Source organism: Rhizobium sp. BK251, from assembly GCF_004345245.1.
Lineage (GTDB): Bacteria > Pseudomonadota > Alphaproteobacteria > Rhizobiales > Rhizobiaceae > Rhizobium.
The window spans coordinates 458,823-473,731 of sequence record NZ_SLUQ01000002.1 but is presented as its reverse complement, the minus strand read 5'-3'; the positions used below and the strand labels follow the sequence as shown (position 1 = coordinate 473,731).

The window sequence follows — 14,909 nt, the reverse complement described above, 5'->3', positions numbered from 1 at the left end:
AAACTCATGACCGCCGATCAGATCCTGGAAATGAAGACGGGTAAGATGCTGCTGCTGACGGGTTCGAAACCGCCCGCGCTTGTGGACGCGATCGTTTCGCACAGGCATCCGGTGTATCGGGGGAAGCTGGACCGGAATCCGATGCTTTGAGGCGTGTGCCAAGGCTTTATGAAGCGCAAGCATTGTGATCGTTCCCAATCAGCCGAACTTTGTCTTACAGTCAACGTTCGAATGAATTTCCCGATCGGGAAATTTGTGCTCGACAAGAGGCCGATCCCGTCGATAGTTTCCCGAGCGGGAAGATCATGATGCCAAAATAAGTCAGAACGTGAGTCGATATCGGAGCCCTGGTCCGAAGCGCGCGCAAGGAGCAAAACCTGCGGCAGGATCAGCTGGCCGGCGTCTCCGGCGTCGGTGTCAGATTCATTGTGGATCTCGAAGCAGGCAAGCCAACAGCCCAAATTCGAAAAGTCCTGCATGTTCTTCGGATGCTCGGCTGCTCTGTCGATATTCTGTCCCCTGGCGAACGCCGCCGATGACGAATGCAGGTTGGCGCAAGTGTATTCTCACAAGTGTGGATGGTGTAGCGCTGACCGTCGAATCTGTCTGGACTAGGCATCGTGAAGATGGTTTAGCGCACTCGCGCAAGAGGGCAGCATGCAACAACTTTGGTTTAACATCGATGGCGACGTTCAGGAATTTTATGTTCCAAACCACGTCGAAGAAGTTATGCCCGGAGTCAAATGGGGCGCGCCTGATGAGTTTTTCACGCCATCGTTCTGGAAATATCAATCAGAAGCCCAAGTGCGTAGACGGCGATATGGAAAACACCGGCTTGGTAATACGCTGCTGGAAGAAATAGCTGTTTGTCTGCTTGGCGGCTATGGCATCCCAGCGGAGATGGGAATGGCCGCATTCCAACGCCTCAGATCCTATGGAACTCTTACTGGCCATGCTACAGAGCAAGAGCTGCTGTTCTTGCTCTCACAGCCATTTGAGATCGGAGGCAAATCACGCCGTTATCGTTTTGCGGCGCAGAAGGCTTCTTATCTCGCCCGGTCTCTTGGTCTAGCCAGGGACCTGGACCTTGCACTTAGTCACCGTCAATTGCGCGATCGGCTCCTGGAGCTACCGGGGATCGGTCCAAAGACCGCTTCTTGGATTGTTAGAAATTATCTCGACGCCGATGATGTCGCTATAATCGATGTGCACCTTCACCGGGCTTGCGTCATGATGAATGTTTTCGAGGCCAAGTCTGACCCGGCCAAGGAGTACTTCAAACTTGAGGACCTTTTCCTCAAATTTGCGAAGGCGATCAAGGTAAGAGCGAGCATTCTGGACGCCATCATATGGGACTTCATGCGGCGCATGGGCCCAACCGCGCGGACATCAGCACCAGTGATAAAGCCAGCGCAATTGCTGCTAGGCTTCTGAGGGAAGGCCAAGCGCCACCACCCCTACCGCCACCAGATCATTTGCGTCCGCGCGTATCGCTCCGACAATCTCGTGGCCTAGTATGCCGAGTGGGCAGAACGCTAGATCGAAGGCCTCCGCGATCATTGCCATCGTTTGAATGGCGGCGCCCGCATCACGCCAGAGCAGCGCTTCATAGTCTGAATACATTCTCGCGAGATCTTTGCAGTCTGCAATCAATGCTACCCAGTGCCCTTTGGCATTTGGAAGGACTTTGCTGCAGTGAGAATGAAAAGACCGAAAGCAGTCTTGGTCGAGTACAGGTAGCGCCAAAAATCGGTCCAATCCGTCGTCGTAATATAGCGGCAGCTCATCCGGCGAGATGATAACGGCTTTAACAGGGTGGAGAGCACCGGCCGAGACGACCGCTTTGCGCTTCTGTCCCTCCCTTTCTTCGGCGCCGATGAAGTCAGCTTTCAGAGTTTCGCGCACGACCGCTGCGACGACCTTAGTACTGGCGGGTAGTATCATCCTGACTGATCGTCTTGATCGCAGAACGCTGTCGAATGTTCTGTCGCCGGTGGGCATCGGTATTGGGTCGAATGTGACTTCACGAGAGTCTGACCATTTGACGCGCTCCCCAAGCGCTCGGGCCCCTACACGAGGGTGCGGATCAATAGGGGCCAACGCCAATAGCCTCCATCGTCACATAATGCTTCTGGCAACCGCGGCAGTATCCGCAGGAATACTCATTCGTATGGCAGGAGTGCGACCAGGCTAATATCTCTATCGGAGTACCGGAAGCCTTCACCAGTTCCTCGGCACTGTAGGCTGCAGCAGGGGCCTCTAGCCTTAGGCCACCTTCCTGCATAGACAATAGGGCGCTCAGGGCCTCAACGAACTCCCGGCGTCCATCGACATGAAATCCGTCAGTGCGAAGCGCGCCGACCTCCAACACGTCGATTCCATGCTTGATGCATTCCATCGCGGCTATGGTGGCGAGCATCTGGTTTCGGTAAGGCCACCATTCACTCGCGGGCGCATTGGGATCTGCCGGTTTGCCCGCCATATCACCACTTCCGAGAGCCGACAGATCGCAACGAATTATCCGATGCTCGATGCCCAAATGTCGGCAGATCGCCGTCGCTGCCCGGATTTCGCCTTCGGCGGCTTTGTGGCCGTAGTCAATTGTTATAGCGAGATCAGGTCGTCTCCAATAAGCAAGACAAGTTGAATCCATGCCTCCGGAAAGCAACAATGCTCTTCTCATGATCGCCACGCGATCTGATGCAGGGCGCTAACGTAGTCGTCATGGATAAACGCACCGGACCCTCTCGGAAGCTTAATATCAACATCCCTCATATTCTGGGCGACGCAAAACACTGGCTTGTTCAGAGCAGTGGCGAAGCCAACTTCAAAGACAGTTCCCGGACTACTACCGTTTAGGATTGCGAAAACAGCGTCACATTCTCGTACCGCAGCAAGATCGCGATGAACAACAAGGTCGGCCGAGCCTGGGCCGATGTCATGGATTGGACTGAACACACTCATTCCGAGTGATCGGAGGTGCGAGCGCGCATCGTTGATCAACATCCGTTGCCCGGTCTCCCGGAATGGCCCCGCGAGATAGATCATACCACCGGCCTTCCTCACGACCTCTCGCGTCTTGATGTTCGGTGATCCGGGTGGCTCAATCTTCGTAGACCGCGTTTCCAGGTACTCCGCAACAGATCGGCTGGCAAATTCAGCTGTCTCGAATGGGCTCATGCCAGCGACGGCCCAACCGTAAGCGAATGCAGAGACAAACATGTCTCCAGATCCTAGCGAGAACACATTCCGAGTTTTGTAGGCCGGAACGTGGTGGTAGCTTCCGCTAGCGTATACGTGGGCACCCTCAATGCCATCCTTCACAACGATGACCTCGACGTTTTGTGTCGATTGTAATGCCCCAATGGCATCGTCAACAGTTTTCGCGCCGCTCATGCTCAATATCTCGCCTTTGTTGGCAACAATTGCCAGATGCTCGGCAGTCGAGCCGTTTCTCGAAAACGAGACAGGCTTAAAGGCAGATTGGGGATCATAAATGGCGAATGTTGCGCGGACGATCGGATCAGCTTCCATCATCCCGAACTTGACTACTACATAGCCTTGCACGTCCGGCATCGACACGGGTGCCGCATTCCAATCCCGATATATCTTCGGAACTGCCAGTGTATGAACGTAGTCGAACTCGACTGGCTCGGATCTCCGCGTGACCTGCAAGTCAATTCCGACACCTCGAAACTGGGCGTCACCTACAATTTCTTCACGTTCTGAAAGGCAAGTGTGTAGGCGGACCGTATCGACCAGGCCGTTCAGCGCCAGCGCACTTCTTCCGGCCGAACCTATAAGTTCGTCCCAGTAGGGGAACGCTACACGTTCGCGGTATACGCCACCAACGATATCGATTTCTGTCATACCGGATAGATTTCCACCGTGATTGCGCCGCCATTTATTGCGACGACACGAGCGTCATAGCGCTGTCCCGCACTCATGCATTGAACGAAGTCTGCTAGCCGTGCAGACGTAATCGATCCGGCTGGATTCGATCCACTCATTACCAGCACTCGGTTTTGCTGAAGTGAGAGGGATAGTATGGACCCGACCGCGAGCGTGCCTGCCACGGCCGCATTCGGCGACGAGATATTTGTCACTTCCGTAAAGTGACACGGATTTATTCCGCCGCCACCTCCGCCACCCGAACCAGCGCCTGGTTTAGTTGTTGGCACGATCGTTGAAGTCGGCCGCCAGTCACTATCGTTCCCGCCACCACCTGACATGATTCCCTCCTGGTTGTATTTTCGATGTTATTTCGCCTTACATCCAAGTCAATTGATCCGTATCGGATAATAGCCCATCAACGCTGATAAAGTTGGGGACGGCAACGGTCACAACGTTGTCATCCGCTTTTGCAAATTGCTTTTCGGTTGCCTATCGTGGAATTGGTAGCGGGTTGAGACTTGTTGTATGAAGCGTGAGAGAAGGGCCCGCAGCTTGACCAATAATCGAGGCGATGCCCCAGAAGCCCACATGGTCCCCGATTTTCGCAAGGACTATAAGCTCGACCGGCTTGCCGAGCGCTTTAACGTGGCGCAATTTGTAAGCTTCGCTCCTTCGTTCGGCGAGCCGCTGCTTCAATATTCTAGGCTTGTGCATTTTCCTCCTAATTCTTCTTTCGACTCGTTAGAGGATGCTCTTCGGGCGTTGTTCGAGCGAAGTGCGGAAGGCACTGTGAACATCCGCAGTTTCAGTGAGGTGCAATCGCAAAGTCGCGAGTTTCTCTATGCTCTGCGTACCGTCGAGGATGCGGCCCAAGCGATCCGACGTCTCTCTTCTGAGGGGGCATTCACGATTGCCAATGAGACGATCGACGTGTCGGATGGAGGTGTCTCCGGCGTCGCCATGGGCGGACTCGTCGAATTTCGCCCAGATTCCACGCCGCGGGGCGTAGAGCGTCCCGGTTTTGCAACCTTACCTACAGTGTGGGCAACCAAGCTCTTCAAGACGGTCTATGGCTTCGATCCAGGCTTGGAAGAGAGCGAGAAAGCGCGAATAGAGTTTAGCTTGCACCCTAGGCCACGAGGGTGGCGTCAGACGAACGTGATACTTTGGGAGTACGGTAAGGTGGATCATTTCGACCGTACGGCCCACGTTGCGTGGCCGAATGATTTCAGCCAAATGATCGGAGACAAGGTTTTTGGACTTCTAATCGCTGAACTCGCTGGCCTGCCAGTACCCCGGACGGTTGTCATTCCTCGACGTGTCGCACCGTTTTCCTTCGGGATGGAGACCGGTTCGGCCGAGCAATGGATACGGACCAGCCCCATCGTTCAGGTCCCAGGAAAGTTTACTACCGCCAGAGGTTGGCAGGATCCGTTCAAACTCGTTCAGACCGAGGATCCGGAGGGAGTCGCTCTCGCGTCGGTAATTGCCCAGCACTCTGTAATTGCCGACTATTCGGGGGCCGTGATTGAGTCGTCCGAGGGCGAACTAATCATTGAAGGAACGAGGGGCAGTGGCGAAGGCTTTATGTTGGGTAGTGTCGTGCCACAGCAGCTTCCTGTGGCGGTAATCGACGCTGTTCGCGCAGCCCATGCTTCGCTGCAGCAGGTACTTGGAAGTGTTCGCTTCGAGTGGGTGTTTGATGGTTCAAAGGCCTGGGTCGTTCAGCTACACGTTGGTATCAGTCAGTCATCCGGTTTGACGCTTGTGCCCGGTGAGCCTGACGATTGGGTCACCTTCGATGTAACCAGTGGCCTTGAGGCATTAAGACAGCTTGTGGCAAGCTTACCGACGAATATGGGCATCAAGCTAATCGGAAATGTTGGTCGAACGAGTCATATTGCAGATGTTGTCAGAAAAGCGAACATACCGACTCGTTTGATAATCGACTGCAACGATTAAAGGGATGGCTCTCAGTAGGCAATTCGCCGCTTGTGTCAGGCGAGAAATTGAGGGGCCAATTCTAGACATCGAAATTAAATGTGAACGAAACGGAAACGAATTTCGTTTATGTGAAGTAGGGGGACTCACGTCGAGTCTTCGCCAATCGTACTAAGGAGGGTCAAGATGGCATACACAGCAGTTCTGGAAGCCAGAGAAATTGCATCCAAGAAGATGGGTACGTTCAGAGAGGCGATGAGGCTTCGTGAAGAGCGAAAGGCGAAGGAAAAGGCTGACGAAGAGAATCGACGTAAACGTGAAGAAATCAAAACTCAGTCTAAGTGACCGGCCATCCATGTACGTCGAGAACGACTACGAGCGGCCCGTCGTCAGCACCGACCACCAGGGCAAAGACTGGCGAAAGCCATTCTTGCGAGACTACGGGCGCATCATACACAGCGCCAGTTTTAGGCGACAACAGGGGAAGACACAGGTTTTTCCCGGCCATGAGTCAGACTTCTTCCGTAATCGTCTCACACATTCACTCGAAGTCGCGCAGATCGCGGAAGGAATAGCTGATAGGCTAAATTGGGAGAATAAAGACCGCCCAGAGCAGCAAATCGATAGTCGGTTGTGCGCGATTGCGGGCTTGGTACACGATATCGGGCATCCACCATTTGGTCACAATGGCGAGCGCGCGCTTGATGACCAGATGAAAAAATTGGGTGGCTTCGAAGGAAATGCGCAAACATTACGCATTCTGTGCCGATTAGAAAAGAAAGCCCGCTATGACAAACCAGTCAGCGGCGACGACAGGGCTGGTTTAAATCTCTGCTTTCGTACCTTGGCTGCCATTCTTAAATATGACCGGCCAATCTCGGCGGTAAGAGACAAAGGGAGCAAAGTAGCCAAGGGTTACTATCTGTCAGAAAAGCCGATCGTTGACGAAATCAAGAGGAAGGTGTTGCGCGGTAAAGCGCCACCCAAGGCAGGTGATTTCAAAACTGTTGAATGCGCAATCATGGATATCGCAGACGATATTGCGTACTCTGTCTACGACTTAGAGGATTGCTTAAAGGCGGGATTTCTCACGCCTGCCATCATACTTGCGTCCGACGACAAATTGCTGGACTCGGTCGTGGACGCTGTCAACGCACAAATCGATGATAAGATCACGAAAAATGAAATCATCGACACGTTTGCGGATATTTTCGATGGGATGATTCCGGACGAAGGGGAAGAAAACCCTCTTACGGTCTTTATGGCTGCCACGCGTGCGTCATATGAGTTGAGCAGCAATGCGTACGTCCGCACAAAGCTCTCGTCGGCCTTGGTACACGAATTTATTAACGGCGTAGAATTCGAGTTTAACGCCGAAAATCCGGCCTTATCTAAGGTGAAATTGAATCAAGAAGTAAAGAGAAAAGTTGAGATACTTAAGCAATACACATTCAATGCGGTTATTTACTCTTCCCGCGTAAAATTGGGAGAGTACCGCGGGACAGAAATAGTGACAGACATATTCAAGGCGCTAAACGCCGAAAAGGGTCACCTACTTATGCCGGATGATGTTCGCGAATTATATCTGGAGGCGAAGGATTATCCAAGTAAGGCGCGGATCATCTGTGACTTCGTTGCCGGCATGACTGATCGCTACGCCGTCGAGTTCTGGGCCAGATTAAGATCGGATGGCGCCGAGAGTATATTTAAATCAGTTTAAGAGCAAAGATGAATTTCCGCCAAGCGATTTTCACGTATTGAGTACTGCGGTTTATTCTGGAAATAGAGAAATTCATTGTCATATATTAGCGATTATCCTGTTGATGAGGCACGTGACCTCGTGCGTAATCTGCTTACGAAGCAACTGGTTATACTCGAGGCGACGGTTAGCGCAGCCGCGACCCAGGCTGAATCCCTCGACGGAAACGAACGAGAAATGCTTCGCGTTATTTGGGTCTTGATGCGAGGCATTGCGACATCAACGCGTTCTGTGCTGATACTAACAGCTGAATTCAGTATGGGTATCAGGGACTGCTATGGGATCGGGCGATCGATTTTTGAGAGTGCAGTTAATGTTGCCTACATCACGGCGGCCGGACCAGAGGTCGCACTTAAGGCTCGTCGGCATGCCATGCAAAAAGCCTATCGGAATCTGCTTCGCGAGGATCCTGCGGGACTGAACTTGCCGCGGCGAGCGCCGCCAACCCCGGCGGAAGACATCGCAGGAATGGTGGAAGCGCTAGGTGAATTCACGCAAAAGAATGGATCCGAGATCACGGATTGGGCCGGGGCGAGCGTGCATCGAAAACTAGATGCAATTTATTCTGGTTATCCCGGCGTTCAGCTTTCCATGTCGGTCGCAGTTGCAAGCATTTATCGCGATGCCTCAGAAATCCTGCACGGGACATTTTACGGGGTGGAACTGTTTTGGGAGCAATCGCTTGATGAAAACGGATCGCCAAGAAATTTTGACGACTCCTTTGTTTACAACCATCTAATTACATTATTCACCGCGATTTTTGGCTCTATCAATGGAATGCTCGAAGTTGTGGGGCAGAGGTATGCGACGTTGAAAACTATGGAGCTGGTCCTCCCGTTGCTGAAAGAAGCCGCCGGTCTTCTGAGCGAAAGCTACAGTAAACATTAGCGATTCGTTCAGCAAACAAGACGAAACGAATGTCGGGACGCAACAAATTTGCTTGGTACTTGGCATTCGACAGGAGACGCTTCTGGATTGAATACTATAACCTACGTTTTTACATGCGATCCCGCGTCCCCAAGCCGAGGAACAAAGCCAACAGCAAAGCCGAATAACCGACCAATCTTTTCTAGAGTTTCCAGTGTAGGATTGGCCGTTCCTGCTTCCATTTCTGCAACTTGGCGCCTGGAGAGCCCAAGCGTTTTGGCGAACTCCTCTTGGGTCATGCCGAAACCTTTTCGGATATCCGCAACGGCTCCGGGCAGCCTTAAGTCACCGGTTCGAGCACGCTCTGCCAGTGCTCGGCGGTTCTCAAGAATCTCTTCTTTCGTAGGTTTCTTCCAGCGAGCCATTTAGCTTTCCTCTGGCATCACTGGCACCCCGTAAGAACACTGTCTGTTATCTCTATGCAGCGCCCCATCGCACGTTCCAGAATTTCCGAAGACGCCCCCATATCTTTCGCCATGTCCGGTGCAAGCCGCAGGTGTCCGGCGAATGCGTAAAGCGCAGATACTAGAGCTTTCTGCTCATCAGGATTTGGCATCAGTTCGGCGCAAATGCGCTTCCAATCGGGAAGATGATCGAGACCACCGTCACGCATCATCGCCCAGCGGGTGGAGCGAACGATCCCCTCTTTGGCAAGCCGCATTGGTGCGAAATCAAAGAGCGGAGATAGACGGATCTTGCCGTCCGGATGCTTGCTAAGAGCCGAATTTCGGCCGTGATTATCGGGATTGCCGAGCGCCAGGTTGGCGATGTCACGCTTCAAATATTCAAAGGTATCCGCGAAAGGATCGCCCGAATATTGGCGCAGAACGTCGATATACGCCTCGTGGGTGCCTACATGGCCGAAATCGGCAACACCGATGGCGGACACGAGGCTTTCCTGGCCCAACCGGACGGTTCCGCCGCCTTCTCTCTTCTTCCGGTCGAAACGGGGAATGATCAGGACACCTTCGGCATAGATCGAGGGTTCGCTGACATTCAGACCGATCTCTTGAGCTATCCGCGAGTAGAGGGCTTCGCCTTCGAGAATAAGGCGGTCCACAGGTTCGTTGCTGCGCACCAGCTTGACAATGACGTGACGCACGGCCTCATCATCGGTCACGAAGCTGTCGGGATAATATAGCCCGTCATTCGCCTGGGTCATCGAGACCTTCGGCCATTCGCCTTGCAGGCCGCTTGATCCAGACGCGAGCATTCCAAAGCGATCGGCGACTTCCATGAAGCGATCCGACCGCTCAAGGATTTCCGCTTCTGTCACGCCTTGCCGCTCAACACCGCGCAGCCGTTCCGCTTCGGCCTCTGCTGCTTCCTTGATCCGGATATTGCCAATGCCGCCTGTGGCCGATCGCAGAAGCAGCGGGAGATCGGAAGCGCGCGCGCCTTCAGCAAGGCCGAGGTGTTCGGCAAGCTTCCGCCTTGCATGACCCTGGGGCATGAGATCCAGAAGGAACGGCGGCCAGCTGCGGCTATATCGATTTTCGAGATCAACGGGATAACGGACTGACAAGGCCCGATGGTCGCGGACCGTCTTTCCGGCCGAAAATTCCGCCGATGCCACAGGGACGAAATAGTCGAGATCGTAATCGACGATGGACGCGCCCTGAAAGCCGGCCGCATCGTCCTTGAGTTCTAGCGTCGCGGCGTGATGCCACTCACCATCAAAATGGGTTTGGAGCGTAAGGCGCATTAACTGACCCTTTCAATGGTTCAATTAATGCATTTTTTAAAGTTATTCAACCCATCAAAGTGGGTTAAATAACTTCCGTCAGAATTGCCAGCTACCGAAACGGCTATGGAAGCATTTGATCCGGCTGACCATCCTTCGGCCTTTCAACGCAATGCCAGACGCGAACAGCAACATTGAAAAGCTAAGCACGGGCGTCAACCAAGCAGCGGAACCGATTCTTGCATCAAACAGGATGAGCGAGACGGCTCCCATCGCCGCGAAAAAGACCATCCCGAAATCGTATTGCTTCGAAAGGCTCGATAGGCGGGCCGAATGTTGGGCATAGCGCAACCGTCTTGCTAATTTTCGCTTTTCGGATGCCAGTTGATCGCGCTGGCGTCCCAGAACATATACCCCCTGCATTACTTGCTCTTCGAAGCTCGATTTACTCATATCGCTGACCTCAGATATTTTTCTGCGATTTCCTCTGTGAATTCGCCGTGTTGTTCGGCGTAGTCGATCAGGAATCGGATGAGCTTCAAGCGCTTCTCCGGTTGCACCTGACAGTTTTCCCTTGCGATGAATGCGTCAACCGCCCCAGTGACATGGTGATACAAGTCGACCTTGTCCCGATTGTAAGGGCTTCCTTCTCCTGTCAGCATCCACGCGGGATTCACGTTGAATTTCACATGCAGGAGGCGGAGAAGCTTCGCGGGCATCTCGCGATTTCCGCGCTCGTAACTGTTGTAAGCGCTTTGCGACACCTCAAGCGCTTCGGCAAAGGGTACTTGCTTGAGCCCGGAGTCCTTCCGGATTTTCCCGAGCCTTTGCCCCATCGCTTCCAAAAATCCGTCTTGCATCAAAATATCTCGAATGCGATAAACATGTTGCGACTAACGCGATTATATGATTCGTTCTGTCTTGTGTCGAATTATCTCTATGGAGTTGGGCAGTTATGCAATCTCAGCTTTTATCACCCAAACAGCTCGCAGATCGCTCCGGATGGCCGATCGCACGCATTCGCAACTTGATTGCGAAGCAGGAAATCCGGCATGTCCGGATCGGAGGAAGTCTGTTTCTGCCGGAAAACGCCGTGGATGAGTACCTGGCGGCGAATATGGTCGAGCCCAAGCAGAAGGCTTTGGCGCTTACCGATAGCGCTTCCAGAACGTGAGGAACGGCATATGAAGCAGCAAGCTGAAGCGGCGACCCCACGTTCAATTTACAAGGTCGCGGTGAGCCGCGTCCGTGCGGCGGAACTTCTCGACGTGTCACCGGGCACCTTTGACGATTGGGTGCGCCGTGGGTTGATGCCGAAAGGTGTGAAGATCGGCGCTTTGCGCCGCTGGGATGCCGAGGAAATCCGCGCGTCCTGGTACGACATCAAAGAACAGGGATTGAGCGGAGACGAAGACGATGGTGAAAACCCGTTTGATTACGCGGTCGGGTAATCAGCGCGTCCCCTTCAAATATTGCTCACGGGATATCGACCGGCACGGCAACGAGCGGTTCTATCTCCGCCTTCCAGGCATGCCGAAGTACCGGATGACGTCCGCCTATCTGGACGAGGCCGGCAGCGTCACCCAGGCGTTTACGGAAGAGTATCACCGCGTTCTCGCTGGCGATCGTGGCGAGAAAACTGTCCCGATTTCCCGACGGGAGCCAGGCTCGGTTCGCTGGCTGGTCGAGACCTATTATCGGTCCAAGGCATTTCAAAGCCAGTCGCCGGCCACGCAGAAGGACAAAAAGAGCGTTCTCAATCGCTATTGCAGCAATGTGGGCGAGTTACCCTTCAAGAAGATCCGCAAATCCGACATCGAAGCCAGTCAGATGAAGCGCAGCGACACGCCGGGCGCGGCCGACAAGCTGGTGAAGTATCTGAAGGCGCTGTTCAATTGGGCCATCAGCGCCGAACTTGCGACCTTCAACCCTGCGAATGGCGTCACCAAAATCCACAATTCGCCCGGCTTCCACACCTGGAGTGAAGCGGAGTTGGCGCGCTATCGCGCAGCCTATTCGCTGGGCTCCATGGCCCGGCTTGCAATGGAACTGATGCTGAATTTGAGCGTCAGACGTTCGGATCTGGTCAAGCTCGGCTGGCGGAATCTGGTCGGGGACAGAATCGAATTCATGCCGGAGAAGGGCTCGGGCAAATATGCGCAGTCGCTTAGCCTGCCCGTCACAGACGAGCTTCGCGAGGCGCTGGACGCGATCACACATGATCAGCCGACCTTCCTTGTCACCGAATACGGCAAGGCGTTCAGCGGGAACGGGTTCGGCAACAAGATGCGCCAGTGGTGCAATGATGCTGATTTGCCGGAATGTTCGTCGCACGGCCTCAGAAAGGCGTCCGCGACGATCCTCGCCGAGGCCGGCGCTACCGAACATCAGTTGATGGCGATCTTCGGCTGGTCTGATTCCAAGATGGCGCAGCACTACACCAAAGCCGCACAGTCAAAGCGCATCATCGATGCCGGTTTCGAGCGCCGCAAAACCTACGTGGCCCGCAAAAATGTCCAACTTTCACCGAAGCGGAATTCCGGTGAGACAAATCGAGGAAAAAACGATGGAAAAACAACGTCCGAAGACAGAAATGGTGGGCCCGGAGGGACTCGAACCCCCAACCAAGCGGTTATGAGCCGCCGGCTCTAACCATTGAGCTACAGGCCCGGCGGGGGCAGATGACGGGCCCGCGCTTAGGCTCCGGAGCAATGGCTCTCCGGAGTGCGTTTCGCTCTAGCCCAATTTGCCATAAGCTACAAGCCGTCGCCGTAATAGCTTCACAATCAATAGACAAAAGCGTTTCGGGAAACGTCAACCAAGGAACGAATCATGACATTGACACGAACCAGGGATTTCGCTCGGACCGCACTTCTGGGCGGCCTTCTTCTCGCCGCTGCCGGGGGCGCAGCCATGGCGCAGGAGACGAAGCCGCGCGAGGCCATCATCATGGTGACCGGCGAAGGGGAATCGGTCATGGCGCCCGACATGGCGGTGGTCAATCTCTCTGTCGTGCGTCAGGCAAAGACGGCGCGCGAGGCGCTGGACGAGAACAACAAGGCGATGACGGACGTGCTCGCGGCGCTCAAGGCCGGCGGCATCGAAGACCGCGACCTGCAGACGTCGGGCTTCTCGATCCAGCCGCAATACAGCTATCCGCAGAGCAATGACGGCCAGCCGCAACAGCCGCAGCTCATCGGCTACCAGGCAACGAACACGTTGACGGTCAGGATCCGCGACCTTACCAAGCTCGGGGCGATCATCGACCAGTCGGTGACCCTCGGCGTCAACCAGGGCGGCGACATCCAGTTCACCAACGACAAGCCGGAAGGCGCATTCGAAGAGGCGCGCAAGATCGCCGTCACCAATGCGGCCGCCAAGGCCAAGACGCTCGCGGAAGCGGCCGGCGTCAAGCTCGGCCGCATCATCGAGATCAGCGAGAACCAGCTCCGCCCGATCCCGCAGCCTGTCTATCGCGCCGCGATGATGAAGGAAGCCTCCGATGCCGGCGCGCCTCCGGTCGCAGGCGGCGAGAACAGCTACAACATCACCGTCAACGTGACCTTCGCCCTCGAGCAGTAAGGCACCCTCGGGCGTTAGGCGGGGCATCCGCCAAACTTTGCGCCGCCGGCAGGTTCTGCCGGCGGCGCTTTTTTGTGGGGTCGAGGAAAAAAGAAACCGCCCCAGGTCGCCTCCGAGGAGGGACAAGGGACGGTTGCTTCATTGCGGACCGAAAAGTGCGCCTTAGCGGCGCACGACCGGGCAGCCTCGGACATTGGCGAAGTACATGCGGTCCGGGCCGCGGCGCCCGAAGCCGGAAACCACGACATTGCGCGGCGATACGTCGACGACGTGGGCACGGCGCAGGCCGTAGTCGCGCGCGATGTCCTCGGCGAGCTGCGGATCGCATCCTCGCGGGCGGCCGTAGCCGCGCGGCGGCGGACGGTCATAGTCCGGGCCCGGCGGACGGTAATAGCCATAACCCGGAGGCGGCGGCGGTGGGCGGCGATCCGGGCCGTCGAGATAGATGTCGACGCCAACCTGCGCCGAAGCCGGAATGACCGAACCCGCCAGGGTTCCGGCGACAAGCATCGCCGCCATGCCGACCTTTGCAATGTAATTGATCATTTGAACTCCATGGTAGAGAAACCGGAAACTCGCATCGTAAGCCGCGCTTCTGTCGATCGACGCGAGATTGGACGGATGAAACTGAACCGCGACAGAATCAACCGGCCCAGCGTGGTTCATACAGAACCGAGGCGAATTGGGGGCAAGATAGCCGATTCTCGTGGAGCGGAGATGAAAGCCGTCCCCCATTTTCGGGGGGAACGGCGCACTTGGTGCTTCGCAAGCCCGCTCAGTGCGCGCGGATCAGGGGGCAGCCGCTGACATTGGCGAAGACCACGCGGCCCCAGCCGTAGCGGCCCCTGCCCTCGACGACAACGCGGCGCGGAGAGATGTCGGAGATGTGGGCGCGGTTCATGCCGTGCCAGCGCGCTTTCTGGACCGCCTGGACCGGCGAGCAAGCCCGGCGCGGGCCGTCCCAGTCGCGGCGGCTGTCGTGGCCCATCTGGTAACCGCCGTTGTTGCGCTCCCAGCCGGCGGCCGAGGCTGCGGGTATGGTGGCGGAAAGGCCGCCGAGGGCGATCAGGGCTGCGATACCGGCTTTTGCGAAAATGCTCTTCATCGGGTGTCTCCGTGGGT

The 14,909-nt window shown here is 55.3% G+C and carries 21 protein-coding genes and 1 tRNA gene; 10 read left to right on the top strand and 12 right to left on the bottom strand.

What is annotated here, in order from left to right; all coding sequences use genetic code 11:
* Positions 1–6: 6 nt before the first annotated feature.
* The 3 genes from EV286_RS32395 (at position 7) to EV286_RS06175 (ending at position 1,434) form a co-directional block, all read left to right on the top strand.
* Positions 7–150, top strand: coding sequence for a hypothetical protein (locus EV286_RS32395; protein ID WP_245500622.1), 144 nt, complete (start codon positions 7–9; stop codon positions 148–150).
* Between the two features lie 188 nt (positions 151–338).
* Entirely contained in the window at positions 339–539 is a 201-nt protein-coding gene (locus EV286_RS06180; protein ID WP_165932798.1) for a type II toxin-antitoxin system Y4mF family antitoxin, read from the top strand.
* 118 nt (positions 540–657) lie between these two features.
* Positions 658–1,434 (top strand): hypothetical protein, encoded by a 777-nt coding sequence (locus tag EV286_RS06175; RefSeq protein ID WP_132956131.1) that lies wholly within the window; start codon positions 658–660, stop codon positions 1,432–1,434.
* Here the strand turns inward: EV286_RS06175 and EV286_RS06170 are convergent.
* From EV286_RS06170 to EV286_RS06160, 3 genes are all read right to left on the bottom strand, one after another.
* A complete protein-coding gene (locus EV286_RS06170; RefSeq protein WP_132956130.1) occupies positions 1,423–1,944 on the bottom strand; it encodes a hypothetical protein in 522 nt (173 codons plus the stop codon). The two genes, EV286_RS06175 and EV286_RS06170, sit on opposite strands and share 12 nt — an antisense overlap.
* A 142-nt stretch (positions 1,945–2,086) precedes the next feature.
* Positions 2,087–2,683: a 7-cyano-7-deazaguanine synthase gene (locus EV286_RS06165; RefSeq protein ID WP_132956129.1), complete on the bottom strand. Its 597-nt coding sequence runs from the start codon at positions 2,681–2,683 to the stop codon at positions 2,087–2,089.
* Positions 2,680–3,870, bottom strand: a complete 1,191-nt coding sequence (locus tag EV286_RS06160; RefSeq protein ID WP_132956128.1) for a PfkB family carbohydrate kinase — start codon at positions 3,868–3,870, stop codon at positions 2,680–2,682. Before EV286_RS06160 ends, EV286_RS06165 begins: the two co-directional genes overlap by 4 nt.
* A gap of 576 nt (positions 3,871–4,446) precedes the next feature.
* Between EV286_RS06160 and EV286_RS06155 the strand changes: the two genes are divergently transcribed.
* The 4 genes from EV286_RS06155 (at position 4,447) to EV286_RS06145 (ending at position 8,482) form a co-directional block, all read left to right on the top strand.
* The gene (locus EV286_RS06155; protein ID WP_245500621.1) at positions 4,447–5,856 is read left to right on the top strand and encodes a hypothetical protein; all 1,410 of its coding nucleotides are present in this window, start codon (positions 4,447–4,449) and stop codon (positions 5,854–5,856) included.
* A gap of 165 nt (positions 5,857–6,021) precedes the next feature.
* Positions 6,022–6,180 carry a hypothetical protein gene (locus EV286_RS31880; protein WP_165932791.1) on the top strand — a complete coding sequence of 53 codons (159 nt, stop codon included), beginning with the start codon at positions 6,022–6,024 and terminating at the stop codon, positions 6,178–6,180.
* Positions 6,181–6,190: 10 nt separating this feature from the next.
* Positions 6,191–7,555, top strand: coding sequence for an anti-phage deoxyguanosine triphosphatase (locus tag EV286_RS06150; protein ID WP_132956126.1), 1,365 nt, complete (start codon positions 6,191–6,193; stop codon positions 7,553–7,555).
* A 75-nt stretch (positions 7,556–7,630) separates the two neighbouring features.
* A complete protein-coding gene (locus tag EV286_RS06145) occupies positions 7,631–8,482 on the top strand; it encodes a hypothetical protein (RefSeq protein ID WP_132956125.1) in 852 nt (283 codons plus the stop codon).
* A 101-nt stretch (positions 8,483–8,583) separates the two neighbouring features.
* Here the strand turns inward: EV286_RS06145 and EV286_RS06140 are convergent, their stop codons facing one another.
* From EV286_RS06140 to EV286_RS06125, 4 genes are all read right to left on the bottom strand, one after another.
* Positions 8,584–8,886, bottom strand: a complete 303-nt coding sequence (locus EV286_RS06140) for a helix-turn-helix transcriptional regulator (protein WP_132956124.1) — start codon at positions 8,884–8,886, stop codon at positions 8,584–8,586.
* A gap of 17 nt (positions 8,887–8,903) precedes the next feature.
* A complete protein-coding gene (locus EV286_RS32845; RefSeq protein ID WP_132956123.1) occupies positions 8,904–10,226 on the bottom strand; it encodes a HipA domain-containing protein in 1,323 nt (440 codons plus the stop codon).
* A 78-nt stretch (positions 10,227–10,304) separates the two neighbouring features.
* Positions 10,305–10,658: a hypothetical protein gene (locus tag EV286_RS06130; protein ID WP_132956122.1), complete on the bottom strand. Its 354-nt coding sequence runs from the start codon at positions 10,656–10,658 to the stop codon at positions 10,305–10,307.
* Positions 10,655–11,065 (bottom strand): helix-turn-helix transcriptional regulator, encoded by a 411-nt coding sequence (locus tag EV286_RS06125; protein ID WP_132956121.1) that lies wholly within the window; start codon positions 11,063–11,065, stop codon positions 10,655–10,657. The genes EV286_RS06130 and EV286_RS06125 overlap by 4 nt, the downstream gene beginning before the upstream one ends.
* A 95-nt stretch (positions 11,066–11,160) precedes the next feature.
* On the opposite strand from EV286_RS06125, the gene EV286_RS06120 reads away from it, so the two are divergent.
* Together EV286_RS06120 and EV286_RS06115 are read left to right on the top strand one after the other, a co-directional pair.
* Positions 11,161–11,379: a helix-turn-helix domain-containing protein gene (locus EV286_RS06120; protein ID WP_132956120.1), complete on the top strand. Its 219-nt coding sequence runs from the start codon at positions 11,161–11,163 to the stop codon at positions 11,377–11,379.
* 10 nt (positions 11,380–11,389) lie between these two features.
* Entirely contained in the window at positions 11,390–11,656 is a 267-nt protein-coding gene (locus EV286_RS06115; RefSeq protein ID WP_132956119.1) for a helix-turn-helix domain-containing protein, read from the top strand.
* Between the two features lie 25 nt (positions 11,657–11,681).
* Here the strand turns inward: EV286_RS06115 and EV286_RS32740 are convergent, their stop codons facing one another.
* From EV286_RS32740 to EV286_RS06105, 3 genes are all read right to left on the bottom strand, one after another.
* Positions 11,682–11,813 (bottom strand): hypothetical protein, encoded by a 132-nt coding sequence (locus EV286_RS32740; protein ID WP_281041078.1) that lies wholly within the window; start codon positions 11,811–11,813, stop codon positions 11,682–11,684.
* A gap of 177 nt (positions 11,814–11,990) precedes the next feature.
* A complete protein-coding gene (locus EV286_RS32380; RefSeq protein ID WP_245500620.1) occupies positions 11,991–12,641 on the bottom strand; it encodes a hypothetical protein in 651 nt (216 codons plus the stop codon).
* Positions 12,642–12,799: 158 nt separating this feature from the next.
* Positions 12,800–12,875 (bottom strand) — tRNA-Ile (locus tag EV286_RS06105).
* A 162-nt stretch (positions 12,876–13,037) separates the two neighbouring features.
* Between EV286_RS06105 and EV286_RS06100 the strand changes: the two genes are divergently transcribed.
* Positions 13,038–13,787: an SIMPL domain-containing protein gene (locus tag EV286_RS06100; protein ID WP_132956118.1), complete on the top strand. Its 750-nt coding sequence runs from the start codon at positions 13,038–13,040 to the stop codon at positions 13,785–13,787.
* A 162-nt stretch (positions 13,788–13,949) separates the two neighbouring features.
* Here the strand turns inward: EV286_RS06100 and EV286_RS06095 are convergent, their stop codons facing one another.
* Both EV286_RS06095 and EV286_RS06090 read right to left on the bottom strand, forming a co-directional pair.
* Positions 13,950–14,333 (bottom strand): hypothetical protein, encoded by a 384-nt coding sequence (locus tag EV286_RS06095; protein WP_132956117.1) that lies wholly within the window; start codon positions 14,331–14,333, stop codon positions 13,950–13,952.
* 229 nt (positions 14,334–14,562) lie between these two features.
* Positions 14,563–14,892, bottom strand: a complete 330-nt coding sequence (locus EV286_RS06090; protein ID WP_132956116.1) for a hypothetical protein — start codon at positions 14,890–14,892, stop codon at positions 14,563–14,565.
* Positions 14,893–14,909 lie beyond the last annotated feature (17 nt).

Excerpts from the sequence above, each read along its gene's own strand:
- EV286_RS32395 (WP_245500622.1), top strand. The coding sequence starts at position 7 with ATGACCGCCGATCAGATCCTGGAAATGAAGACGGGTAAGATGCTGCTG.
- EV286_RS06175 (WP_132956131.1), top strand. The coding sequence starts at position 658 with ATGCAACAACTTTGGTTTAACATCGATGGCGACGTTCAGGAATTTTAT.
- EV286_RS06170 (WP_132956130.1), bottom strand. The coding sequence starts at position 1,944 with ATGATACTACCCGCCAGTACTAAGGTCGTCGCAGCGGTCGTGCGCGAA.
- EV286_RS06165 (WP_132956129.1), bottom strand. The coding sequence starts at position 2,683 with ATGAGAAGAGCATTGTTGCTTTCCGGAGGCATGGATTCAACTTGTCTT.
- EV286_RS06160 (WP_132956128.1), bottom strand. The coding sequence starts at position 3,870 with ATGACAGAAATCGATATCGTTGGTGGCGTATACCGCGAACGTGTAGCG.
- EV286_RS31880 (WP_165932791.1), top strand. The coding sequence starts at position 6,022 with ATGGCATACACAGCAGTTCTGGAAGCCAGAGAAATTGCATCCAAGAAG.
- EV286_RS06150 (WP_132956126.1), top strand. The coding sequence starts at position 6,191 with ATGTACGTCGAGAACGACTACGAGCGGCCCGTCGTCAGCACCGACCAC.
- EV286_RS06140 (WP_132956124.1), bottom strand. The coding sequence starts at position 8,886 with ATGGCTCGCTGGAAGAAACCTACGAAAGAAGAGATTCTTGAGAACCGC.
- EV286_RS32845 (WP_132956123.1), bottom strand. The coding sequence starts at position 10,226 with ATGCGCCTTACGCTCCAAACCCATTTTGATGGTGAGTGGCATCACGCC.
- EV286_RS06130 (WP_132956122.1), bottom strand. The coding sequence starts at position 10,658 with ATGAGTAAATCGAGCTTCGAAGAGCAAGTAATGCAGGGGGTATATGTT.
- EV286_RS06125 (WP_132956121.1), bottom strand. The coding sequence starts at position 11,065 with ATGCAAGACGGATTTTTGGAAGCGATGGGGCAAAGGCTCGGGAAAATC.
- EV286_RS06120 (WP_132956120.1), top strand. The coding sequence starts at position 11,161 with ATGCAATCTCAGCTTTTATCACCCAAACAGCTCGCAGATCGCTCCGGA.
- EV286_RS06115 (WP_132956119.1), top strand. The coding sequence starts at position 11,390 with ATGAAGCAGCAAGCTGAAGCGGCGACCCCACGTTCAATTTACAAGGTC.
- EV286_RS06100 (WP_132956118.1), top strand. The coding sequence starts at position 13,038 with ATGACATTGACACGAACCAGGGATTTCGCTCGGACCGCACTTCTGGGC.
- EV286_RS06095 (WP_132956117.1), bottom strand. The coding sequence starts at position 14,333 with ATGATCAATTACATTGCAAAGGTCGGCATGGCGGCGATGCTTGTCGCC.
- EV286_RS06090 (WP_132956116.1), bottom strand. The coding sequence starts at position 14,892 with ATGAAGAGCATTTTCGCAAAAGCCGGTATCGCAGCCCTGATCGCCCTC.